At 43.5% G+C, this 22453-nt stretch carries 24 protein-coding genes; 23 read left to right on the top strand and 1 reads right to left on the bottom strand.

What is annotated here, in order from left to right:
- The first annotated feature begins 58 nt into the window (after window positions 1-58).
- The 22 genes from BLV66_RS03395 to BLV66_RS03290 all read left to right on the top strand — a co-directional run bounded on the left by BLV66_RS03395 (window position 59) and on the right by BLV66_RS03290 (window position 17882).
- Window positions 59-625 carry an ATPase, T2SS/T4P/T4SS family gene (locus tag BLV66_RS03395; protein WP_086984681.1) on the top strand — a complete coding sequence of 189 codons (567 nt, stop codon included), beginning with the start codon at window positions 59-61 and terminating at the stop codon, window positions 623-625.
- Window positions 582-1649, top strand: coding sequence for a competence type IV pilus assembly protein ComGB (gene comGB / locus BLV66_RS03390; RefSeq protein WP_176974104.1), 1068 nt, complete (start codon window positions 582-584; stop codon window positions 1647-1649). The genes BLV66_RS03395 and comGB overlap by 44 nt, the downstream gene beginning before the upstream one ends.
- Window positions 1649-1969: a competence type IV pilus major pilin ComGC gene (comGC, locus tag BLV66_RS03385; RefSeq protein ID WP_086984683.1), complete on the top strand. Its 321-nt coding sequence runs from the start codon at window positions 1649-1651 to the stop codon at window positions 1967-1969. The genes comGB and comGC overlap by 1 nt, the downstream gene beginning before the upstream one ends.
- A gap of 17 nt (window positions 1970-1986) precedes the next feature.
- Entirely contained in the window at window positions 1987-2433 is a 447-nt protein-coding gene (gene comGD, locus BLV66_RS03380; RefSeq protein ID WP_143033083.1) for a competence type IV pilus minor pilin ComGD, read from the top strand.
- Window positions 2408-2749, top strand: coding sequence for a hypothetical protein (locus BLV66_RS03375; RefSeq protein ID WP_086984685.1), 342 nt, complete (start codon window positions 2408-2410; stop codon window positions 2747-2749). Before comGD ends, BLV66_RS03375 begins: the two co-directional genes overlap by 26 nt.
- Window positions 2724-3185, top strand: coding sequence for a competence type IV pilus minor pilin ComGF (comGF, locus tag BLV66_RS03370; RefSeq protein WP_086984686.1), 462 nt, complete (start codon window positions 2724-2726; stop codon window positions 3183-3185). The genes BLV66_RS03375 and comGF overlap by 26 nt, the downstream gene beginning before the upstream one ends.
- Window positions 3186-3219: 34 nt before the next feature.
- Complete coding sequence (locus BLV66_RS03365; RefSeq protein WP_086984687.1) at window positions 3220-3546, top strand: hypothetical protein; 327 nt, start codon at window positions 3220-3222, stop codon at window positions 3544-3546.
- A gap of 244 nt (window positions 3547-3790) precedes the next feature.
- Window positions 3791-4852 carry a M24 family metallopeptidase gene (locus BLV66_RS03360; protein ID WP_086984688.1) on the top strand — a complete coding sequence of 354 codons (1062 nt, stop codon included), beginning with the start codon at window positions 3791-3793 and terminating at the stop codon, window positions 4850-4852.
- 68 nt (window positions 4853-4920) lie between these two features.
- Window positions 4921-5478: an elongation factor P gene (gene efp / locus BLV66_RS03355; RefSeq protein ID WP_086984689.1), complete on the top strand. Its 558-nt coding sequence runs from the start codon at window positions 4921-4923 to the stop codon at window positions 5476-5478.
- Between the two features lie 26 nt (window positions 5479-5504).
- On the top strand, window positions 5505-5930 hold the full coding sequence (locus tag BLV66_RS03350; RefSeq protein WP_086984690.1) for an Asp23/Gls24 family envelope stress response protein: 426 nt from the start codon (window positions 5505-5507) through the stop codon (window positions 5928-5930).
- Window positions 5927-6382 (top strand): transcription antitermination factor NusB, encoded by a 456-nt coding sequence (gene nusB / locus BLV66_RS03345; protein ID WP_086984691.1) that lies wholly within the window; start codon window positions 5927-5929, stop codon window positions 6380-6382. Before BLV66_RS03350 ends, nusB begins: the two co-directional genes overlap by 4 nt.
- A gap of 126 nt (window positions 6383-6508) precedes the next feature.
- Window positions 6509-7348 (top strand): bifunctional methylenetetrahydrofolate dehydrogenase/methenyltetrahydrofolate cyclohydrolase FolD, encoded by an 840-nt coding sequence (gene folD, locus BLV66_RS03340; protein ID WP_086984692.1) that lies wholly within the window; start codon window positions 6509-6511, stop codon window positions 7346-7348.
- A 16-nt stretch (window positions 7349-7364) separates the two neighbouring features.
- A complete protein-coding gene (xseA, locus tag BLV66_RS03335) occupies window positions 7365-8726 on the top strand; it encodes an exodeoxyribonuclease VII large subunit (protein ID WP_086984693.1) in 1362 nt (453 codons plus the stop codon).
- Window positions 8701-8943: an exodeoxyribonuclease VII small subunit gene (locus tag BLV66_RS03330; protein WP_086984694.1), complete on the top strand. Its 243-nt coding sequence runs from the start codon at window positions 8701-8703 to the stop codon at window positions 8941-8943. Before xseA ends, BLV66_RS03330 begins: the two co-directional genes overlap by 26 nt.
- A gap of 5 nt (window positions 8944-8948) precedes the next feature.
- Window positions 8949-9842: a polyprenyl synthetase family protein gene (locus BLV66_RS03325; protein ID WP_176974103.1), complete on the top strand. Its 894-nt coding sequence runs from the start codon at window positions 8949-8951 to the stop codon at window positions 9840-9842.
- A 12-nt stretch (window positions 9843-9854) separates the two neighbouring features.
- Complete coding sequence (locus tag BLV66_RS03320) at window positions 9855-10697, top strand: TlyA family RNA methyltransferase (protein ID WP_086984696.1); 843 nt, start codon at window positions 9855-9857, stop codon at window positions 10695-10697.
- Window positions 10698-10732: 35 nt separating this feature from the next.
- Complete coding sequence (gene recN, locus BLV66_RS03315) at window positions 10733-12433, top strand: DNA repair protein RecN (protein WP_086984697.1); 1701 nt, start codon at window positions 10733-10735, stop codon at window positions 12431-12433.
- Window positions 12434-12476: 43 nt separating this feature from the next.
- The gene (locus BLV66_RS03310; protein ID WP_086984698.1) at window positions 12477-13217 is read left to right on the top strand and encodes a glycerophosphodiester phosphodiesterase; all 741 of its coding nucleotides are present in this window, start codon (window positions 12477-12479) and stop codon (window positions 13215-13217) included.
- Between the two features lies 1 nt (window position 13218).
- On the top strand, window positions 13219-14160 hold the full coding sequence (gene miaA, locus BLV66_RS03305; RefSeq protein ID WP_086985974.1) for a tRNA (adenosine(37)-N6)-dimethylallyltransferase MiaA: 942 nt from the start codon (window positions 13219-13221) through the stop codon (window positions 14158-14160).
- 37 nt (window positions 14161-14197) lie between these two features.
- Window positions 14198-15457, top strand: coding sequence for a GTPase HflX (gene hflX / locus BLV66_RS03300; RefSeq protein ID WP_086984699.1), 1260 nt, complete (start codon window positions 14198-14200; stop codon window positions 15455-15457).
- On the top strand, window positions 15441-16697 hold the full coding sequence (locus BLV66_RS03295) for a methionine gamma-lyase family protein (protein WP_086984700.1): 1257 nt from the start codon (window positions 15441-15443) through the stop codon (window positions 16695-16697). Before hflX ends, BLV66_RS03295 begins: the two co-directional genes overlap by 17 nt.
- Before the next feature lie 168 nt (window positions 16698-16865).
- Window positions 16866-17882, top strand: a complete 1017-nt coding sequence (locus BLV66_RS03290) for a tyrosine-type recombinase/integrase (RefSeq protein WP_086984701.1) — start codon at window positions 16866-16868, stop codon at window positions 17880-17882.
- A 548-nt stretch (window positions 17883-18430) separates the two neighbouring features.
- Here BLV66_RS03290 and BLV66_RS03285 read toward each other — a convergent pair.
- Entirely contained in the window at window positions 18431-18889 is a 459-nt protein-coding gene (locus tag BLV66_RS03285; RefSeq protein ID WP_086984702.1) for a helix-turn-helix domain-containing protein, read from the bottom strand.
- A 387-nt stretch (window positions 18890-19276) separates the two neighbouring features.
- Between BLV66_RS03285 and BLV66_RS03280 the strand changes: the two genes are divergently transcribed.
- The gene (locus tag BLV66_RS03280) at window positions 19277-21559 is read left to right on the top strand and encodes a virulence-associated E family protein (RefSeq protein ID WP_086984703.1); all 2283 of its coding nucleotides are present in this window, start codon (window positions 19277-19279) and stop codon (window positions 21557-21559) included.
- Window positions 21560-22453: the final 894 nt, after the last annotated feature.

Raw genomic sequence — 22453 nt, 5'->3', positions numbered from 1 at the left:
TGTGGTCTAAACGCAAGACTCTAAAACCTTTATAAATAAAGGATATTCTCACCTGTTCATGCATAGTCATAAAACTCATGCTATTACGATGGAAGATCCGGTCGAAATTGAAGAGCCGCTGTTTCTGCAGGCTGAAGTGAACGAAGCTGCGGGCATCACTTACGACCTGCTCATCCGCCAGTGCCTGCGCCATCATCCGGACATTCTCGTCATAGGCGAAATACGGGATGAGGAAACAGCCAAAATGGTAGTGAGAAGCGCATTGACGGGGCACTTGGTGATCGCAACAATCCATGCCAAAGAGTCGTTCGGCGTATTGGAAAGGTTGCGGGAACTGGCTATTTCTTCCGAACAAATGAAGCAGACGCTGCTCGCTGTCGTCTCCCAACGTCTGATCGCAAAATATTGTCCGCTGTGCTTCGGTAAGTGCACGATTCACTGTTCCCACTATCAGGTAAACGAAAAGTCGGCTGCAATCTACGAAATATTGTCAGGAAAGCAACTGCAGAATCATCTGCAGAACAGGGAGGACGGAAAGCGATTTGTCACACTGAATGACAAATTGCGCAAAGCCTATGCATGTGGATACATTACGGAAAAAAATTACCTGGAGAATCTCGTCTGAAAATCGTTGGCAGGCAAAAGAGCAGGCTTATTTTCTGAGGCGCTTGGGAGAATTGCTGAAGGAAGGTTTTTCGTTATCCGAGGGTCTCTCTTTCCTGGAGCTGATGCAACCGAAGCGCGTGGATGATATCCAGCGCATGCTGGTCAAACTGGAGACAGGAATCAATCTTGCGGATGCATTAGCTGGCTGCGGCTTTTCGGAGCAAGTCGTCTCGCAGCTGCGACTTTCCTTCCTTCACGGGAAATTGACGGAAACCTTGTTGTTTTGTTCAGACTTCCTGACGGAAAAGGACAAACAGCTGCATAAGCTCAGAAAAGTTTTGATCTATCCGTTGTTTTTACTGGTATTCGCGAATGGGATGCTGATTGCGATCAGGCAGGTTCTGCTTCCCAGTTTGGAAACAATGCTGGTGCCCTCGGAAGAAGGTTCCGGCGTGATGGTCCGCTTCATACTTAGTTACCTGGAAAACCTGCCGCTCATAATATTGGGGAGTTTAGCCTTGAGTGCCAGTGTGTTCTTGCTGGCAAAAAGTTATTTGAAAAAGAAGTCAGCTTTCCAAAAGTCGTTGTTTTTCTGCAGGATTCCGCTCTTCAGCAAATGGGTCCAACTCTATTATTCCTTTTTTTTCTGCCGCGAATACGCTTATTTCTTCCGCAACGGCATGCAATTGAACCAAATCGTTTCGCTGATGCGTAGCGACGAAGGAACTGCCTGGATGAAGGAAATATCCGGATTAGTGGAGGAAGGGTTGATGAAGGGAGATAGCCTGACAACGATCATCAAACGTTATCCCATCTTCAAAGAAGAGATGGGCTGGATCATCTATCATGGCGAACTCACCAGTCAATTGCCGATCAAGTTGAGCATGTACAGCGAAGAATGTTTCCGGTTGCTGATCGCGGACATTGAACAGAAGATTGGCTGGCTGCAGCCTGTATTATTTCTCATGGTTGCCGTTATCGTGATGGCGATCTATCTAATCTTGTTGATGCCGATGCTAAGCTCATTAGGAGGAATGTATTAATGAAATCGATCAAAAAAACACTAAAAAATAAACAAGCTTTTACTCTTATGGAAATGGTTTTGGTTCTATTCATCATCTCTGTGCTGATGCTGATGATTATCCCAAATGTGGCGAACACGAAATCTAGCGTGGAGACTAAAGGCACGGATGCATTGGCGGTTGTCGTGCAGACCCAAGCCGACATGTACGAACTCGATACGGGGACGGAAGCTGCCAATTTTACTGAACTCAAGGCTGGTGGATACCTAAGTGACAATCAAGTGGCCCAAGCGACCACAAAACTGACGATAACAGACGGTAATGTGTCCAAAATCGAATAATCCGAATGTAGGAATGGATGATGCATAAAAGCGGATTTACTTTAATGGAGAGTCTGTTGGTGCTGATGGTCGCATCCATGATCTTGTTGCTGACCCCGCAATTGGAAACCGCAACGGATGAATTCGCGTTCAACCTGTTTTTGGACGATTTTCTTACGGAACTGCACACGGCGCAGAGTTATGCGGTCATCACTGGAAAAGGCGTCAATATCGATGTCGTACGTCCAATCGGGACAACGCATTACGCTGTTTTTAAAGACGGTGCCGTATCGGATCGTTACATCAACCGGAAGCTGTTGTTGCCTGAAGGGGCCAAGGTGATCCAAGGCTACACCGGATTCATCAAAGGAGGCAGCGGGTATTTACAGCCGAACACCATCATCATGGAAACGGCTCGATATCGTTATACCATCACAATACAATTGGGGAGCGGTCGTTATGAAGTCAATAAAACTAAACGATAGCAGTGGTTATATGCTTTTTGAAAGTCTGATCGCTTTGGCCATGGTCAGTATCTCGCTCTATGTGCTGATGCCGCATTCCGTTCAATTTTTCACGACTTTAAAAGCGGCAGGAGCAGAAATTGCTTACTGGAGGGTCGCCCAGGACCAGATGCAGGTCATCGCCAGAGGAGGAAGCCTGATCGGCAATCAGGCTTCCGGAGGGATTCTGTTCACCACTACTTGGGATTCGGAAACCGCAGAGTTGGTTGTGAGCGGCGGTGACGGGAAAGAAAGGGTGACTGTGCGTGCCGATGAAATCCAAACGAAAGACCCATAAACGATCACAAGCTGGATTCACTTTGTTGGAAGCGACATTTGCACTGATGGTAAATACGATGGTGCTCCTGCTGATGGTGGGAGGCATGGAGGTCATCCGCACTTCGAATAGCCAGATGGAGAAGACCCAGGACGCGGAATGGCATCTTTTCCTTATTCAACTCGAGCATGAGTTGGAGGATGAGTTGCTGGTGCAAAAGGCCAGCACGACCATCCGCACAAAATCAATACATCAAGCCGATACAGCTGCCTACACCTATGAATTCCGGATCAACAAAGTCCTCCGTTACAAAAATGGGGAAGGCTATCATCCGATGTTGCTGCATGTCAAAGCGCTAAAATACGAGGTGACCAATGAAGGGATTTCTATCCAGGCTACGCTTTCGGACGACCAGACGCGCAGAGCGCATCTCATCTTACCTAAGGTACCCATTTAAGAGTGATCATTTACGGAGAAAAGGCGGTTCCATTTTGCCAATCACCATTTTCTACCTATTCCTTTCACAAATGATGCTTTTCGGAATTATTCGGGTATATGAGAATCAGCTCTATCTGTATAGATTGACGGAAAACCACTACAAAGCACAAACTTTGCTGGCCTACACCGACTATTGGCTGAAAAATCGAAATGAAGAAGCATCAACTCCGGAAAATCTAATCGTACCAGCCGTCCTTTCTTTCGAAGAAGGAATCGTGCACTGCGTGATGGATGAGACCGGAAAAGTCACTGCGACCGTGACCCTACAAAATGCCTACAGCGAAATATTGGTGTTGGAAATCTTGTCTCAGGAGTTATAAGCAGGAAAAGTCGTGCTTTGCAGCGAATGAGAAGTCATGCATAATAGAGAGATGCATAAACAAGCCGATAACCTGCCGGCTTGTTTGTGCGTTTTTTCGTGCTAGCTGTTTTGGGAATTGCTTTAGATCTACTTTGTCATGCGTAATGTCGATATTTCCTCTATCTATGCGAGCTCTTTTTTGATATACTGAATAAGTATGTTTGTAAACAAACAGGATATTTTTTTGGAAGGAAGTATGTGAAATGAGTAGAGTCTCAAAATTGCAGGCTGCCATCAAAGCGAAGAAGATGGATGCAATGCTGGTGACAAGTCAATATAACTTACGTTATGTTTCCAATTTTACGGGTACGACCGGTTTGGCGGTCATCACTCAAGAGGAAGCTTTTTTTGTGACCGACTTCCGTTATACCCAGCAAGCCGCTTCACAGGCGCAGGGGTTTCAGATTATTCAGAATAAAGGGCCGATATTTGATGAAGTGAAAAAGATTGTGGAGGAAAAGGGACTTTCGTCTCTAGGTTTCGAAGACGCCATCATGTCTTTCCGCAATGTTGAGGATTTAGAGGACCTGCTGACGTGCGATCTACTTTCTGCTTCAGGCATCATCGAAGAATTGCGTGAAGTCAAAGACGAAGCAGAAATTCAGACCATCAGACGGGCTTGTGAAATTGCGGACGCCGGCTTCCTGTTCATCCTTGATTACATCCGTCCAGGAGTTTCGGAAATAGAGATTGCTAACCGTTTGGATTTCCACATGCGCGAATTGGGTGCGAGTGGCGTTTCGTTCGAAACGATTGTCGCCAGCGGCATCCGTTCCGCTATGCCCCATGGTGTTGCCAGTCCCAAGTTGATCGAAAAAGGCGACTTCGTGACACTGGATTTCGGTTGTTATTACAATGGCTATGTTTCGGATATGACCCGTACGGTTTCAGTGGGCCAACCGAATGAAAAGTTGAAGGAAATCTATGATATCGTTCTAGCCGCTCAATTGCGCGTGAATGCAACGGCCAAAGCCGGCATGACAGGCATCGAAGTCGATAGTATCGCACGCGATTATATTTCGGAACAAGGTTACGGGGAAGCTTTCGGCCACTCCAATGGGCACGGTATCGGTTTGGAGATACATGAGGGACCGAATACATCACAAAAAGCTGGGAAAGTGCTTGTACCAGGAAATGTCATCACAAACGAACCGGGCATTTATCTTGCCGGTCTTGGCGGCGTGCGGATCGAAGATGATCTTGTTATCAGGGATGGCGGCAACGAAATTTTGATACATTCTCCAAAAGAATTGATTATTTTATAAAAAAATAGAATCCGAACTAAATTAATGGTAAACTTATTTCAAATGAGTTGCCACAGGAGGAATTATTAATGATTTCAGTAAATGATTTTAAGACAGGCCTAACGATCGAAATTGATGGAGGGTTATGGAAAGTTGTCGATTTCCAACACGTAAAGCCAGGTAAAGGTGCGGCTTTCGTCCGTTCAAAATTGAAAAATCTTCGCACAGGAGCTGTACAGGAAAAAACTTTCCGTGCGGGTGAAAAAGTCGGAAAAGCGCATATCGCGAACCGTAAAATGCAATTTCTATACGAGAGTGCCGGTGCTTACGTTTTCATGGATACTGAAAACTATGAACAGATCGAATTAAATGCAAGCCAAATCGAATACGAATTGAACTATCTGAAAGAAAACATGGAAGTCAACATCCTGATGTACGAAACAGAAACAATCGGTGTAGATCTTCCGAATACTGTAATTCTGCGAGTGGAAGAAACTGAGCCAGGGATCAAGGGCGACACAGCTTCAGGCGGTTCAAAACCGGCTAAAATGGAGACTGGATTGATGGTCAACGTACCATTCTTCGTGAATGCGGATGATATGCTTATCGTCAACACAACGGACGGTTCTTACGTGTCCCGCGCATAATGTTTCCCAAGAAAGGAGAATGACAGATGATGGAAGAAACAAACATTCCTTTAGCAAACGGTCCAGCTCCGCTGGGAGAGATTGAAATTGCTCCTGAAGTGATTGAAGTGATCGCGGGTATTGCAGCGAATGAAGTAGAAGGTGTTTATGCGATGCAAGGGTCTTTCAAGACCGGCGTCAATGAATTGTTAGGACGTACTGCCCATAACAAAGGTGTACATTTGACAGTCGATGAAAATGGTTTGGCGATTGATGTGTACTGTTACATCAAATACGGGACTTCCGTGCCAAAAGTCGCTTTGGATATGCAAGAAAAAGTAAAGGAACAAGTCCTTTACATGAGCAATCTCGAAGTGTCGCAAGTGAACGTCCATGTGGTCGGCCTTGTCGCACCGAAATCCGAAGATAATGCCTATCTTGATTTGGATACAGAATTGGGGGAGAATGCGTGAGCACTTCCCATTTAACCAGAAGAGAAATCCGCGAAAAGGCGCTTCAAGCCCTTTTCCAATTGAAAACGAACGAAGAATTGACCCCTGAAGAAGCCATCAAGCAAGCTATTTTGAGCGATTCAGAGGAATGGAACAGCGAAGAGGATGTCGAAATTCAGGATTATCCTTATTTGGTCACATTAGTGCACGGCGTGTTGGACAATCAAGCGGCGATCGATGAAGCGATCCAACCTTATCTGAAGAACTGGACTGTGGGCAGATTGGCCAAAGCAGACGCTTTGATCATGCAGATTGCTGCTTATGAAATGCTGTTGGGAGATACGGAACAAGTACCTCAAAGGGTAGCGTTGAATGAAGCAATCGAAATTTCAAAGCTTTATTGCGATGAACAATCGAGCAAATTCATCAATGGTGTATTGTCGAACCTCATTCCTAAAACGGAAAATCCTTAATGCTTAGGCATAAGGGTTTTTCTTTTTTTGTCGATGAATTCAGGCATACCAAGCCCGCTTTTCTAACCGTAATCAAAGATAATATGTTAAAATAGACGATAACACCAAGGAAAAGGAGATTGATTAATGGAAACGATTATCATGGATGGAAAAGGCTTAGCAAAAAAAATGCAAGATCAGATGAAAGAACAGGTAGCAGCATTGACAGCAGAAGGGAAAACCCCGGGTCTTTGCGTCATTTTGGTCGGCGAGGATAAAGCGAGCCAAGTCTATGTCCGCAATAAAGAAAAGCAATCCGCAGCAATGGGTATGAATTCACGTGTCGTTCGTCTTGCGGAAGACATTTCCGAAGAAGATCTCCTGGCAGAAGTTGAAAAGCAGAACCAAGATGACAGTATGCATGGTATTTTGGTACAGCTGCCTTTGCCGAAACACATAGATGAACAAAAAGTTTTGCGCGCCATCCGTTATGAGAAGGATGTGGATGGTTTCCATCCAATGAACGTCGGGAACTTTTTCCTGGGCAATGAATCAGCCTTACCTTGTACACCTTACGGCATCATGAAGATTTTGGAAGAATACAACATCGAACTTGAAGGTAAAAAAGCTTTAGTGATCGGCCGCAGCAATATCGTCGGCAAACCGATGGCCATCATGCTTATGAACGAGAATGCGACCGTCACGATTGCCCATTCCCGCACCAAAAACCTTAAAGAATTGGCTAAAGAAGCCGATATCCTAGTTGCTGCGATTGGCAGAGGCCATTTTGTCACTGCCGATTTCATCAAAGAGGGCGCAGTCGTCATCGATGTAGGGATGAACCGCAGTGTGGAAGGCAAATTGATTGGCGACGTGGACACGGCCGGTGCAATGGGAATCGCAAGCCATATCACACCAGTTCCTGGCGGCGTCGGTCCGATGACCATCACGATGCTGTTGCAACAAACAATCGATAAAGCAAAATAATCAAGGAGGCACAAAGTTGGAACCTCTCTATCTCAGCGTCACCGCTTTAACCAAATACATCAAAAGAAAATTTGATGCCGATCCTTATCTCGAACGTGTCTACCTTACTGGAGAAATATCCAATTATCGTCCGCGTCCGGGCCATCAATACTTCAGCCTGAAGGATGACCATGCCGTCATCTCAGCAGTGATGTACAAAGGCAGATTCGACAAGTTGACGTTCAAGCCCAAGGAAGGGATGAAGGTCATGCTCATCGGACGGGTGAACGTCTACGAATCGGGCGGAACCTACAATATCATGGTCGAGCATATGGAACCCGATGGCGTAGGTGCTTTGTACCAAGCGTTCTCGGAGCTGAAGGAGAAATTAGCGCGCGAAGGGTTGTTTTCTCTGCCTAAGAAAGAACTTCCGGTATTTCCGAAACGCATCGCCATAGTGACTAGTCCAAGTGGTGCGGTCATCCGGGACATCATGACGACTGTGAAAAGAAGATACCCGATTGTCCAGCTCGTGCTCTATCCGACCATTGTGCAAGGAAAGGATTCCGCCGCCAACATCATAAAGAATCTTCAAGCAATTGAAAAAAAAGGTGATTTTGATGTGGTCATCGTTGCAAGGGGTGGCGGCTCCATCGAAGATCTCTGGTCCTTCAACGAAGAAACAGTCGTCCGCCAAATCGCTGCCATGAGTGCCCCGGTCATCTCTTCCGTGGGACATGAAACGGATACGACATTGGCTGACTTTGTTGCGGATGTACGCGCCGCTACTCCTACAGCAGCGGCGGAGTTGTCTGTTCCGGTATTGAGCGATGTCATCCGGTATATCCATCAGATCGACAACAGACTCTATCAAAAGATGCGGCATCTGCAAACGATGCAACAACAACGATTGAACCGCGCCATGCAATCCTATATCTTCAGACAACCGGAGAGGATGTATGAAGGTTATGCCATCAAAGCGGACCAGGTACAACAACGTCTAGCCAATCAGATGCAGCAGCAGATCCATTTGCGCTTCAATGAGTTGCAACGGCTGCAATTGCGCCTTGAAAACCGCAATCCAGCAAGGGATGTACTATTTGCTGGCAATCGCAGGCAACAGATCACTGGTGAACTGCAAAGGGCCATGGATCGCTATCTGAAACAGAAAAAAATGCGTATGACAACAGCTATGCAATCCTTGGACTTGTTGAGTCCATTGAAGATCATGTCGCGCGGATACACGTATACGACAAAAGATGGGAACGTAATCGCATCCGTCAAAGAGTTGCGCAGTGGTGATAAATTGAAAGTGAATTTTTCAGACGGTTATGCTGATGCAGAAGTAAAACAAGTGGTGGAGGAAAATAATGATGGCCGAAAAGAAAGTAAGTTTTGAAGAAGCAATGAACCAATTAGAAGCTATTGTAACAAGACTAGAAGCAGGGGACGTTCCACTGGAAGAGGCATTGGAGCAATTCAAGGTTGGGATGGATCTCAGCAAGTATTGCCAAGACACTTTGAACAATGCTGAAAAGACATTGACGAAAATCGTCAACCCGGATGGTTCGGAAGCGAATTTTGAAGAGCTCGCAGCCCAAACTGAAGGAGAATGACAAGCATGAATCTTAGCGAATTTCAATCGGAATGGATGCCTCGATTCGATGATTACCTCTACTCGGAATTGGATGCACGTGTGCCTTCGCAAGAAAATCTGCACAAAGCGATGGCGTATTCTTTAATGGGGGGCGGAAAAAGAATTCGCCCTCTTTTAGTGTTGGCGACCCTTTCGATGGCGGGCGGCGAGATTTCGGATGGCTTTGCAGCCGCAGCCGCTCTGGAATATATCCATACCTATTCATTGATTCATGATGACCTGCCGGCTATGGATGACGATGATTACAGACGGGGACGCTTGACCTCGCATAAGGTATTCGGAGAATCCACCGCAATTCTTGCGGGGGACGCGTTGTTGACTGCAGCTTTCGAGATTCTTGCGGCATCCTCCGTCGTTTCGGCAGACAAAAAAGTCAAACTGATCGGCTTGTTGGCGAAAGCCGCTGGCCCGAGCGGAATGATTGCGGGACAGATGGATGATGTTGAGGGCGAAACGAAGGCACTTACAATAGAAGAATTGGAACAAGTGCACGATAAAAAGACAGGCGCATTGATAAGATATGCTGTCACAGCAGGATGCCTGATTGCGGAGGCGGATGAACCATTCTCAACTGAAATGGAAGATTTCTCCCGTCAGTTGGGTTTGGCTTACCAAATCCACAATGATCTTAAGGATGTCGTTTTGGATGAGGCCGAGACAGGCAAAACCATCCATCATGATGCCGCATTGAACAAAAATACATACCCATCCTTATTGGGAGTCACAGGAGCCATACAGGAACTGAACAGCGTTATCCTTCAAGCGGAAGGCTGTTTGGACCGGGCGGCTCTGTCCTATGGCGGTGCGGAGGGAAAAATAGATATATTCCGCCAATTATTGGACTACGTCAGAATTTAACGGGAGATTACCATGGAAAAAGAAAGATTAGATTTACTTGTAGTACAACAAGGCTTGACAGATTCCCGTGAAAAAGCCAAAAGATTGATCATGGCCGGGCAAATCTATGACGAAAATAACCAGCGTTACGACAAACCGGGCGAAAAGATATCCGTCGAGAAAATACTCCATATAAAGGGAGAAACGTTGAAATATGTAAGCCGTGGCGGGCTGAAACTAGAAAAAGCCATCGTATTGTTCCAAGTGGATCCAAAAGACAAAATCTTTTTGGATATCGGAAGTTCAACGGGAGGCTTCACGGATGTCGCGCTGCAAAATGGCGCAAAGCTATGTTACGCACTCGATGTCGGCTACAATCAATTGGATTGGAAGTTGCGCCAGGATGAACGGGTCGTGGTGATGGAACGGGTTAATTTCCGCTACAGCAAGTTAGAGGATTTTGAAAAAGGCAGGCCGGAGATGGCTTCGATTGACGTATCCTTCATTTCGCTGAAACTGATTTTGCCGGTTCTAAAGCAAATCATCGCAGTTGGCGGAGACGTCGTTGCACTAATCAAACCGCAGTTCGAAGCAGGAAGAGGGAAAATCGGCAAAAAAGGCATCGTTAGCGACCCAGCAGTCCATAATGAAGTGTTACGGGATATCTTGGAGTTTGCTTCCCTGACCGGATTCGATGTGAAAAATCTGAGCTTTTCGCCTATAACTGGAGGAACCGGAAACATCGAATTTTTGGTCCATTTACAGGCCAATGATCATGTGCCGGGTATCGTCTCTCCGGAAATCGACAGCCCACAAGTGGTTAAAGAGGCTTATCTGCAACTGAAAAGCAAATCAATCTCAATTTCCGATAAATAGGTATTTCAAGGAACTGTTGCGAAGGGGAATGCGGAATGTTACAAGAGTTGTCCATTAAAAATTTTGCGATAATTGAAAATCTTCAAGTGAGTTTTGATGAGGGGATGACTGTGCTTACCGGGGAAACCGGAGCCGGGAAATCCATCATCATTGATGCCGTCGGTCTGTTGGCTGGCGGTAGAGGATCCAACGATTTGATTCGATACGGCGAAAACAAGACGGTCATTCAAGGGCTTTTCAGTATTCCCGAAAACGCCAAGACAGTGGCTGTGCTGGAATCCTATGGAATCGAAGCGGATGGGAATCAAGTTCTGCTGCAACGGGAACTTTCCCGGAACGGAAAAAATATTTCCCGCGTCAACGGCACCATCGTAACGGTTGCGACGCTACGCGAAGTCGGTGAAACGCTGATCGATATCCATGGGCAAAACGAGCATCAAGAATTGATGGATCCGCAAAAACATATCGATCTTCTGGATCAGTTTGCCGGGAATGAACTGAAAGATGTCAAAATGCATTACCTCCATATCTATTCCCATTATATGGATACACGCAAGCAATTGATCAAATTGAAGACAGACGAAAAAGAAACAGTTCAAAGAATCGACTTGTTGACTTTCCAAATCCAGGAAATCGAACAAGCACAGTTGAAGGATCCCGCGGAGGATGAAAAACTGGAGGAAGAACGGAACCTGCTCGTCAATTATCAAAAAGTCATGCAAGCTTTGACGAGTGCGTACGATTCAATGCAGAACAGCGAAGAGAACGGCATCGACAAAATCGGCCTCGGTATGGCAGCGTTGGAAAAGGTGCAGGACATCAATCCGGTCTATCAGACAATCGCATCCTCGGTTTCGGCAGCGTATTACCAGCTGCAGGAATGTGCCGGTGACATCTTGTCGGAGATCGAACAATTGTCTTATGATGAAGGACGCTTGAACGAGATCGAGAACCGATTGGAATTGATCCGCCAGTTGAAGCGGAAATACGGAAATACAATCATCGAAGTTCTTGGGCATTACGAAAAAATTTCTCGAGAACTCGATCTGATCGAAAACCGGGAAAGCTACCTAGAGAAACTCAACGTGGACTATAATAAGGCAAAAGAAGAGATTCTGGCCATCGGCAAACAACTGACAGCCCTCCGCGAAAAAGCTGCAGTCATTCTGGAAGAACAGATCCAACTGCAGTTAAAGGAACTGTATATGGAAAAGGTCCTTTTCAAGACGGTTTTCCATGCACAGCCAGGTAAGCTTATGATTACCGACAACGGGTTGGACCACGTTGAATTCTATATCGCGACGAACGTCGGCGAACCACTGAAAGCGTTGGCTAAGGTTGCCAGCGGCGGCGAACTCTCGCGGATGATGTTGGCGATGAAAGCCATTTTCACCAAAACGCAGGGCATCACTAGCATCATCTTTGATGAAGTGGATACCGGCGTTTCGGGCAGGGTGGCGCAAGCGATCGCCAATAAAATCCACTTGGTGGCCAGTTACTCACAAGTGCTCTGCATCACGCATCTTCCGCAAGTGGCTGCGATGGCGGATCAGCATCTCTATATCGAAAAAGAGATAATCGCAGAACGGACAAAGACACATGTCAAACCGCTGTTCGGGCCTGAACGCATCAACGAAGTCGCACGCATGCTGGCGGGTACCGATATCACGGAACTTTCACTGGCCCACGCAAAAGAATTGCTGGATTTGGCTGATACCGAAAAAAACAAAGCATAAAAGAAAAACTGCGCAGCAGAGCAGACCGGAAGGGCTGGGGAAATTGGCATACACTAAAATCATCGCGCATCGGGGTAGTCGTGGGACCCGACCAGAAAATACGCTGGAGTCTTTTCAGGAAGCGCTGAAAGTTGCAAGCGACGGCATAGAATTGGACGTCCATCTGACTAAAGATGGTGAGGTCGTGGTCATCCATGATGAAACCGTGGACCGCACCACCTCCGGAAAAGGCTATGTCAAGGATATGACCCTGGAACAATTGAAGGAATTGGATGCCGGAAGCTGGTTCGATCCGAAATACAGCAACGCTCGCATCCCGACACTCCAAGAGGTATTGACCCTTTTGGAGGGAAATCAGTTTACAGGTGTGCTCAACATTGAATTGAAAACGGACGTGTTCCAATATCCTTCCATCGAAGGAAAAGTGCTGGCTTTGGCAGAACCTTATCTTGACCAGTTTTCGGTTATCTACTCCAGTTTCCATTACGAAACCTTGAAAAAAATCAAAGCCTTACGCGGGGACTCAAAAATTGCCTTACTTTTCAGCAAAAAAGGAAAGCAGCAAAACGATCTGGGCGAAGGGATCCCTGTAGAAGGGTGGCACCCAAAGTTTTCGATTCTGCGCAGCCTGCCCCCTTTCGAACAATCCAAGATACCGCTTCGCGTTTGGACGGTGAATCGAAAGGTCGAAATGCAAGTCTGTCTGCGCAAAAATATCGATTCGATGATCACGGATTATCCGGAACGCGCACTGCAAATGAGAAAGGTGATTCAGGGTGTCTGAAATAACAAAGAAAAAATTAGCTAAAATCTTGGTTATTGTCGGTCCAACAGCTGTCGGGAAAACCGCGCTGAGCATCCGACTGGCAAAAAAATACAACGGTGAAATTATCAATGGGGATTCCATGCAAGTATATGCAGGGCTGGACATCGGGACGGCGAAGGTAACCGAAGAAGAGGCGGAAGGCATCCCGCATCATCTGTTGGATATCGTTCCGGTCGAGCAGGACTATACTGCTTCTGATTTTAAAAGGGATGCGGGACAGGCCATCGAGTCGATCCTGGCAAGGGGCAAGATTCCAATTGTGGTCGGGGGTTCGGGACTTTATATAGAAGGACTTTTGTTCGATATGCAGTTCGGAGGGGTGGCTGCCGAAAATCTGCACTACCGGAAAAAACTGGAAGCTGAACTGGCACGGACCGATGCCATGCATATATGGAAGCAATTGCAGGAGCAGGATCCAAAAGCGGCTGAACAGATTCACCCGAACAACAGCCGAAGGGTGATCCGCGCTTTGGAAGTGATTCACTTCAGCGGGAAACGCTTCTCGGATCAGACCGATCGGGAAGCAGCTCCTCATTATGATGCGCTGCTGATTGGTCTTGACACCGATCGAAGCGTTCTTTACGAGCGCATCAACCGACGCGTTGATCTGATGGTGGCAGGCGGACTTGTTGAAGAGGCAAAAGCTCTTTTTGACAAACAGCTGCCGGCCAAGACACAAGCGACAAGAGGCATCGGATACAAAGAATGGTTTGCTTATTTCAATGGTGAAGTCACATTCGAAGAAGCAATAGAACTGCTGAAACAAAATTCAAGGCGCTATGCCAAACGGCAGTTGACCTGGTTCCGGAACAGAATGAGCGGCATCCTTTGGTTTGATCTGGTTCGGAACGATCATGAGATGAAGAAAATCGAAGATTCAGTCGAGTCGTTCTTAGCCTAAGCTTTGAAAAGAACGAAAAAAGAAAGTTGGAAATTTTATGGAAAATAAGAAAGAAAAAGTTATTCTGGTTAACGTGCAGACGACTCAAACAGATGAAGCGTTTGAATATCAACTGAGAGAACTGGCGGAATTGACCGAAACCGCGTTAGGGGAAGTTGTCGGCGTATTGACCCAAAAGAGGGACCGCAAAGATTCCCGGACGGTCATCGGCAAAGGCAAAGTGGAAGAGCTGGTGAATTTGTGTGCAGAACTGGATGCAGATACCGTTATTTTCCAACAAGAACTCTCCTCTAAACATGTACGCAATCTCCAAGAGAGTGTCGATTGTAAAGTTATCGATCGCGTTCAACTGATATTGGACATCTTTGCGATGCGCGCCCGCAGTAAAGAAGGTAAACTTCAGGTAGCCTTAGCGCAGTTGAGTTATCTGTTGCCGCGTTTGATGGGCCAAGGCGTCAATTTATCCCGTCTGGGAGGAGGGATCGGAACAAGAGGGCCAGGTGAGACAAAACTCGAGACCGACCGCAGACACATCCACAGCCAGATGCAGGAAATCAAGAAGACCTTGGAAGAAACAGAGTTGCACCGCCAAAGAGCAAGAGAAAAACGCCATGCCAGCGAAGTCTTCCAAATCGGTTTGATCGGTTACACGAATGCAGGGAAATCAACGGTCATCAATCGTTTGACTGACGCAGCAACGCTGGAGGAGGACAAACTGTTCGCGACTCTGGATCCGTTGACAAGAAAGCTGACGTTGCCGAATCAATTCCAGGCTACGATAACCGATACCGTGGGCTTCATCCAGGATCTTCCGACACAGTTGATCCATGCTTTCCATTCAACTTTGGAAGAGAGCCGTAATATGGATGTATTTTTGCACGTGGTCGATGCATCGACTTCCTTTATCGATGAACATGAAAAAACCGTATTGGATTTATTAAAGGATTTGGATATGGATAAGACACCGATGTTGACAATCTACAACAAACGCGATCTTGCCGGTCCGGATTTCCAGCCGCGCCTCTTTCCGAATATCGTTATTTCAGCACTTGATGATAACGACATCAATCGATTGAAGGACTTCATCTGGGATGAAATCGCCAAAATGTTGGTTCCTTATACAAAAGACCTTGATGCCAGCGGACCTGAAGCCCGCACAATGAATAAAATGCAGCAAGAGACCTTTGTGGAATCCATCGAATATATAGAAGAAAAAAACGCCTATCGCTTAAGAGGGTACGCTAAAAGCAATTCAAAATGGTTAGGGGATAAAGCAACGGATGCAGGCGACGAATAAAGAAGCAAGGCTGGCAGGGTTAGTCGAAAAAGTCGATAACAAAATCCAGCCCGTTTTTAAAAGGATACAAGAAAAGGCTTTATTTAATCAAGGCAAGGTGCTGGAGGCTTTCCGAAAACACCGCGTCAGCGATTACCACTTTAACCCAAGCACAGGCTATGGCTATGACGATGACGGCCGTGATACGCTGGAAAAAGTCTATGCGGAGGTTTTTCAGGCTGAAGCCGCTTTGGTCAGGCCGCAAATCATTTCCGGAACACATGCTATCTCAACTGCGCTCTTCGGAGTGCTGCGGCCCGGGGATGAATTGATGTACGTTACAGGAAAGCCATACGATACCCTTTTGGATATTGTCGGTCTGACCGGGAACGGAATTGGCTCTTTAAAGGAATACAATATCGCTTATCAGCACATCAATCTGCGTGCAGACGGCAAAGTGGATATTCCGACGGTTCTGGAGAAAGTCAGCTCCAAAACAAAAATGATCGCGATTCAACGCTCCCGCGGCTATGCAGCAAGACCTTCCTTTACAATCGATGAAATAAAAGAGATGATTGCGGCGATCCGTCCGTATGTAGGACCAAAAACCGTCTTTTTTGTCGACAATTGTTATGGGGAATTTGTCGAAATGCTGGAACCAATCGAAGTCGGAGCCGATTTGATTGCCGGCTCCCTCATCAAAAATCCGGGCGGCGGCATCGTGAAGATGGGCGGTTATCTCGCCGGCACGGAAGACCTGATCGAACGGTGCGCATACCGGCTGACAACTCCGGGGATTGGCCGTGAAGCTGGAGCTTCCTTATACAGCCTTTTGGAGATGTACCAAGGTTTATTTTTGGCGCCCCACGTTGTTGGTGAAGCAGTGAAGGGTGCAGTCTATACTGCTGGACTCTTGGAAGAATGCGGAGTATCTTCCACACCTACTTGGGACAGCCCTCGCACTGATTTGATCCAAATGGTCGCACTGCCGAGCAAGGAAGCTATGATCGCTTTTGCACAGACAATCCAGAAATATTCTCCCGTGAACGCAGCAGTCAAACCGATTCCGGCCTATATGCCCGGTTACGAGGATGATGTCATCATGGCTGCTGGAACCTTCATTCAGGGCGCGAGCTTGGAACTGACGGCAGATGGCCCGATTCGACCGCCTTATCTGTTGTACGTGCAGGGCGGACTGACCTATGAGCATGTCAAATTGGCAGTCACGGCAGCGGTGAAGGATACGTTTTTCGCACAATAATTTACTTGTGTGTGGCGGTTAGGTAAGCGTGTGTTCAGGGCGCTCTCACTGCATCACATAAGGGCTGTCTCGCCAAAAATGAGTGGATGGGAAGTATGAACTTCTTGTTAATTGCAAATCAAAAACCTTCGATTGTTGTTCTAAAATACAACAACTGGAGGTTTTTTTATGTCTAACGGAAGCAAAAGGGTAATTAGGGCAAAGCTGGCAAGGGAACACAAGAAGATAAACATTGTCAATAGTATGACTTTGGAAGAGTGTTTCGAAAAATACATTTTTGCCAAAAAGAGTGAAGGGGTTACCGAACGAACCCTTTACAACAAAAAGATTAACTTTGACATCGTTTTTAATTACCTATCAAGTAAATACGAATTGGTTTATCCCAACGATTTAAGCTCGGATATGATGAGGGAAGCTGTAAATTATATGAGATTTGAGCATAGAAAATTTGAAAACAACCCAGAGAAAAAGGAAGAATACAAAACAATAGGCTTGGCGATAGCAACTATCAACTCTATCGTGGGGCATTGGAAGGCGTTTTACAATTATCTTTATGATGAAGAGTATATCCCTTCGAATCCACTCAAGAACATCAAATTAATGAAAAATACGACTCAAGTTGAAGGCCTCGCGATGGATGAGTTGAAATTGTTATTGGACGGGTTCAATCAAGACACCTATGCTGGGTACCGGGGATATCTACTGACGTTATTGCTTGCAGATACGGGGATGCGTTCCGGGGAAGCAATCAACTTAAAATGGAACCAAATAGATTTCAAACATGATGTTGTCACATTGAATGCATCCGAAACGAAGAGTGGAAAGATGCGATTTGTTCCGTTCTCTAAGAAAACGAACAGACTACTTCGTGAATGGAAACAAGAGGTTGCCGAAGTGTCAGAGTATTACGTCTTTCCATCCATCTATGGTGACAAACCATATAGGCAGCGAGAATACAGAAATTTACTTAACTCTCTGTCGAACGAAATTGGAATAAAACATGTGCATCCACACATGATAAGGCATACCTTTGCGACACAATACTTGGTACATGGAGGTGATGCGCTTAGTTTACAGAAAATACTAGGACACTCTTCTCTTGAGATGGTTAAGATTTATGTAGACATGTCTCAAAAAGATATCACTTTCAAGCAAAATAAATTTTCGCCGATAAACTTTATGTAATTGAAATAGGTTCTTCTTGATCTATAGAATAAATAATTAGTACTTCGTTTGTGAGATTTTTTAGGTAGTGTCAGAATTGGAAACAATAACGTGGAAAAGAAGATTAATAAGTACCGGAGTTACTTTCTTATCAACCATGCGTAATTAATTTGAATTAAGGCGTATTGTAGCGATTCTTCTTATACGTAGTGAAAGGGCACAGGAATTCGAGTGTGAATTACTGTAGAGTAAAATTTCGAATTTGAAGAGGAGTGATCTAGTCAATGGGGAAATGTCATTTCGTTTTAGAGAATTCTTGAATATGGCAATTCAATATTTTGAGTTCAAATAAGTAGAAGTGCCATAAAAGCATTAGATTTTAGCCCTGTAGTAAATTTTGTAAGTACTTTGAGTAATTTAATAAAAACTGGGGCTAGAGTGGTTACAGTTATCAAAGCATTAGGGAATGACAGACACATAGTTGATCCAGGGAATGAGGAAATATTAATGGGACAAAAATAAGCACTTACCATTAAGAGTGGTAAGTGCTTATCTGGGTTCTTTGATTGTTATTGACAGTCTTTTTTCCATTGGAAATAGTCCACCAATTCACTGAGCATTTCAAGTTCTTTTTTTGTGGATTCATTTGTAATATAATTTTTAACATTTTCATACATAGAAATGTAATACTCTGCTTCAAGATCCTCTTGTAATTCAGCGGCTTTATTCTCTTCAATTTTCAATAAGGCATTGTTTTTTCTGGCTTTGTATTCAGACAAAGACTCCTCAGTATTGAAAGACCTACCCTCATATTTATATCCACAGTAAACAATCAAGAAATTCGCATATGAATAATTAAATTTTTCCAATATATTAGTAATTGTATTTTTACTATTTTTATAACGATTATTTTCTAAGTCGCTTAAACGTGATAATGATACAGCAGCTTTCTCGGCAAATTCTTTACGCGACATTTTACGTGATTCTCTAAAAGCACGTAAAGCCGAACCGAAATTTATTTCAGTCATTGAAAACCCTCATTTATAAGTCTTTTACTCATTATAGCACACACATGCTCATTGTTTAATTGTAAAATTTGTGTAAATTATATTTCTTTAATATTACAAATTACGTGAAAGCAACAACTATACGTGAAATGGTGTTAGAATACGTTAAGTAGACAAAATCACGTAAAGGGGGCTAAGTAAATTGGAAGTTTGAAACTATGCAGTAAGCATGTAATAACAGAACTAAATCGAAATACCTTGTTTTTTAATCAATAATGGCTATCTATCTCGTGAACAAATCGATGTAGACAAATGGTTTTTATAGGCTTCAAATTTGTGTCATCGAGTATTAATTAGATGCCCACCGAGGAAAAAGAAAAAATTTATTAAGGAAGAAGGCTTAAGAATTTGACAGAAACATGCACGATTTCTAAGAAACAGGGTATCAGCGGAAATATTATGACACCAGTAAGAAAAAATATATTTAAATTTTTTCGAGAATATCAACCTGAAAAAGAATTGACTAATAAAGATGGATTAGAGTACTTTGTTAGTGGAGAGTCCCAAGATAATATTGTTAATGGTGGGGGGCTGCTTTATCGTGATGCCATAACAATGGATTTTGACGAGCTACCACCGGCGATGAATGTAAAAGAGTTCGAAAAACTTATTACTAGTAAGTTGCCGAATATTTCCTATATTATACATGCTTCATGGAGTTATTCAGACGAAAATCAAATAAGGAAAATACATTTAATTATTCCAACAAAACAAAGAATTTTAACTGCTTCACATTATTATAATTGCCACCTATATCTAGAACAAAAAGTAGGTGAAATAGCTGACAAAAACTTGCGAAGTTGGGGCCACCTACTTAGTTTGCCTGCTTACCACAACAAAGAGAACATGGTTATATTTGAAAGCGGAGAGCTATTTGATGCCTCTATTGTACCAGAGGTTTGTTTTAATGAAAATGAACAAATTGAACATACAATCAATCAACGGTTTAGAAGGATTCCTGAAAATGAAAGTGATCCTATCGTGGCTGCATTCATTGCTCATTATCGGGAAACAAAATTATTAGAGGATAACTTCTATTTAGGTAGAATCTATACTCTGGGGATGCATGTATGCAAAGGGAATATGGAGGAAGAAACTGCTATCAGATATGCGAGAGCGCTAGGGATAGGGAGAAAAACTAGTGATAACAAGTCGTGGGCAGATGAGAATGAACGTGCATTGATGAATAAAATCAGTAACGGCAGACGTAATTCGAACTACTTCAATGAAACACAGGATTTTTGGACAAATTTTGCCATAAGAGGAGTTAACGATAAGGCTGATGGGTTGGAAGAAATTTCAAGAAGAAGTGAAATTAACTGGAGGAGCAGTCTCAAAAAAAATAGTAAAGAGCCGTACAATGTTATGAAAACTATGAACAATCTAAAGCGGATTCTTGAAAATGATCCTTCTTTAAACGAGGTTTTACTATACAATGAATTTACTGGAATGATTGAGAAAGGTGCTACACCACCCTGGGAAAATAGATTCAATAGACAATGGTCAGATGATGATGTAGCAGGGCTAAGACTATACCTGTCAGAGAACTATGATATTGAATTTGGACGTGAAAACCTATTTGATGTAATTCTATCTGTAGCTAAGGATAACTCATATCACCCTGTTAAAAGTTTGATAGAGAGTGTTAAATGGGATGGTACTCCAAGAGCCGAAACGATATTTATTGACTACTTAGGTGCTGACGATAACGAATATATAAGAGCTGTTGCGAAAAAATGGCTAACTGGGGCTGTTGCTAGGATTTACGAACCCGGTATTAAGTTTGAAATTGTACCAATGTTAACAGGAAAACAAGGTCGTGGAAAATCTACCCTTGCAGCCAAATTGGGGGGTGAACATTTCAATGATGATCTGAAGGATATGAAATCAAAAGATTCTAAAGATTTTTTGCAGGGGAGTTGGATAATTGAACTTGGAGAACTGGCTGCAATGAGAAGGACTGAGGTGGAAGAGGTAAAGTCTTTCATATCGGCAAAAATGGATAGATACCGACCGTCCTATGGAAGAATCACGCTGGATCATCCAAGAACTTGCGTATTCATGGGTACGACAAATGATCTACAGTTTTTAAAAGATGTATCAGGAAATCGCAGATTCTATCCTATACCGATTGATGAGAATGAACGTACAGCGGATGTATTCAGTATTGAGGCCGCAACAGTGCAACAGATATGGGCAGAGAGCTTAATTAATTATCAGAATGGCGAAAAAATTTATATGCCGGAACGGTTGGAAAAGATAGCCAACGAATACCGGGGGAATGCAACAGAAACTAATCCGATGCAGGATGATATATACAGATATTTAGATTTTCTTTTACCAGAGGAATGGGAAATACAGAGTTTAGCTTATAAGAGAAGTTATATAGATGGAAAATTGAATAATTGTGATTTTAACTCGGAAGGTAAAGTCCAACGTAATAAAGTTACAACAAGAGAAATTCTGACAGAACTATTTTGTCGGGATTCGAAAGAGGAACTAAGGGGTCAATCCGAAGCGAAAAAAGTAGGACTTATCATGAACAATCACGATGAATGGAAATCTACATCGTATTATGTCAATACACAAAAGGTTAGAGGCTATGTGCGTAGGTCTAGCTTAACAGAATGAGAGAATCTTGATAGAACTTTAATAGAACTTCTTAAAGTTCTATTGGAAAATCAATTATACCAAGGCTAATGGACTTATAGAACTTTGGAACTTTAAAAAAGATAAAAGATTTAGAAAATAAAAATATATATTTAAAGATAGAGAGACAAGAATCTATTCCACACTTTGATAGAAAATGAAGTTCTAAAGTTCTATATCTATTAAACCCTTATAGTACAAGGCACATAGCCATTTTTGATAAAGTTCTATGCAGTTTCTAAAAGTTTCATTATTCAAACTTAAAATACAAAGGAGAACTAAGGTTATATTTGATTTAATAAAGGAGAGTCTAAGATATATGACATTTTAGATGATTAAGTTTTGATAATGGTATGGGCACCATCTAAAACTGTGCCCTGCTATCTATTCAATATGAGTTTGAATAGATAGAAAGGTGTATATTAAGCGAAATAATAATTAACTTATCGAAAATATATAAATAGGATAACAACTTAGTAATGTCTATTTTGGAATGGTAAAATATTTTCGCTTATTAAGTAATGAAACTTTAGATCCCCCCTGTCTATAATCCTTGGCAGAAAAAATTTTGAGACCGCACCTAGGTTTAATACATACAAATCTCCTTTTATTAGATATTTTACATACTGATAATCAGATTAATTGTAATAAAAGAAGGAGCTTGAAATTGCAAATTAATACCGTCCTGAACAAGCTATTTTCTCCTTGAAATTGGAATATAACAATATAACATTAAATATATTTAATATATCTTTCCCAATTTGAACAATGAATCAATGTAATAGCTAGTTGTTGTTAATCGATTAAATAGAATCATCTAGAAGTATGCTCTGAAGATAATCATGATTTACGGTTGCCAGAATACTAAGTACAACC

The organism is Trichococcus collinsii, assembly GCF_900107505.1.
Classification (GTDB): Bacteria; Bacillota; Bacilli; order Lactobacillales; family Aerococcaceae; genus Trichococcus; species Trichococcus collinsii.
The sequence above is the reverse complement of the archived record's forward strand: the minus strand, read 5'-3'. Positions and strand labels throughout refer to the sequence as shown.

What these genes read in the sequence shown, in the direction of transcription:
- efp (WP_086984689.1), top strand. Translation starts at nt 4,921, where the DNA reads ATGATTTCAGTAAATGATTTTAAGACAGGCCTAACGATCGAAATTGAT.
- folD (WP_086984692.1), top strand. Translation starts at nt 6,509, where the DNA reads ATGGAAACGATTATCATGGATGGAAAAGGCTTAGCAAAAAAAATGCAA.
- hflX (WP_086984699.1), top strand. Translation starts at nt 14,198, where the DNA reads ATGGAAAATAAGAAAGAAAAAGTTATTCTGGTTAACGTGCAGACGACT.
- BLV66_RS03290 (WP_086984701.1), top strand. Translation starts at nt 16,866, where the DNA reads ATGTCTAACGGAAGCAAAAGGGTAATTAGGGCAAAGCTGGCAAGGGAA.
- comGD (WP_143033083.1), top strand. Translation starts at nt 1,987, where the DNA reads ATGATGCATAAAAGCGGATTTACTTTAATGGAGAGTCTGTTGGTGCTG.
- BLV66_RS03395 (WP_086984681.1), top strand. Translation starts at nt 59, where the DNA reads ATGCATAGTCATAAAACTCATGCTATTACGATGGAAGATCCGGTCGAA.
- BLV66_RS03285 (WP_086984702.1), bottom strand. Translation starts at nt 18,889, where the DNA reads ATGACTGAAATAAATTTCGGTTCGGCTTTACGTGCTTTTAGAGAATCA.
- BLV66_RS03360 (WP_086984688.1), top strand. Translation starts at nt 3,791, where the DNA reads ATGAGTAGAGTCTCAAAATTGCAGGCTGCCATCAAAGCGAAGAAGATG.
- BLV66_RS03295 (WP_086984700.1), top strand. Translation starts at nt 15,441, where the DNA reads ATGCAGGCGACGAATAAAGAAGCAAGGCTGGCAGGGTTAGTCGAAAAA.
- BLV66_RS03325 (WP_176974103.1), top strand. Translation starts at nt 8,949, where the DNA reads ATGAATCTTAGCGAATTTCAATCGGAATGGATGCCTCGATTCGATGAT.
- comGC (WP_086984683.1), top strand. Translation starts at nt 1,649, where the DNA reads ATGAAATCGATCAAAAAAACACTAAAAAATAAACAAGCTTTTACTCTT.
- recN (WP_086984697.1), top strand. Translation starts at nt 10,733, where the DNA reads ATGTTACAAGAGTTGTCCATTAAAAATTTTGCGATAATTGAAAATCTT.
- BLV66_RS03350 (WP_086984690.1), top strand. Translation starts at nt 5,505, where the DNA reads ATGATGGAAGAAACAAACATTCCTTTAGCAAACGGTCCAGCTCCGCTG.
- BLV66_RS03375 (WP_086984685.1), top strand. Translation starts at nt 2,408, where the DNA reads ATGAAGTCAATAAAACTAAACGATAGCAGTGGTTATATGCTTTTTGAA.
- comGF (WP_086984686.1), top strand. Translation starts at nt 2,724, where the DNA reads ATGAAATCCAAACGAAAGACCCATAAACGATCACAAGCTGGATTCACT.
- BLV66_RS03330 (WP_086984694.1), top strand. Translation starts at nt 8,701, where the DNA reads ATGGCCGAAAAGAAAGTAAGTTTTGAAGAAGCAATGAACCAATTAGAA.
- BLV66_RS03320 (WP_086984696.1), top strand. Translation starts at nt 9,855, where the DNA reads ATGGAAAAAGAAAGATTAGATTTACTTGTAGTACAACAAGGCTTGACA.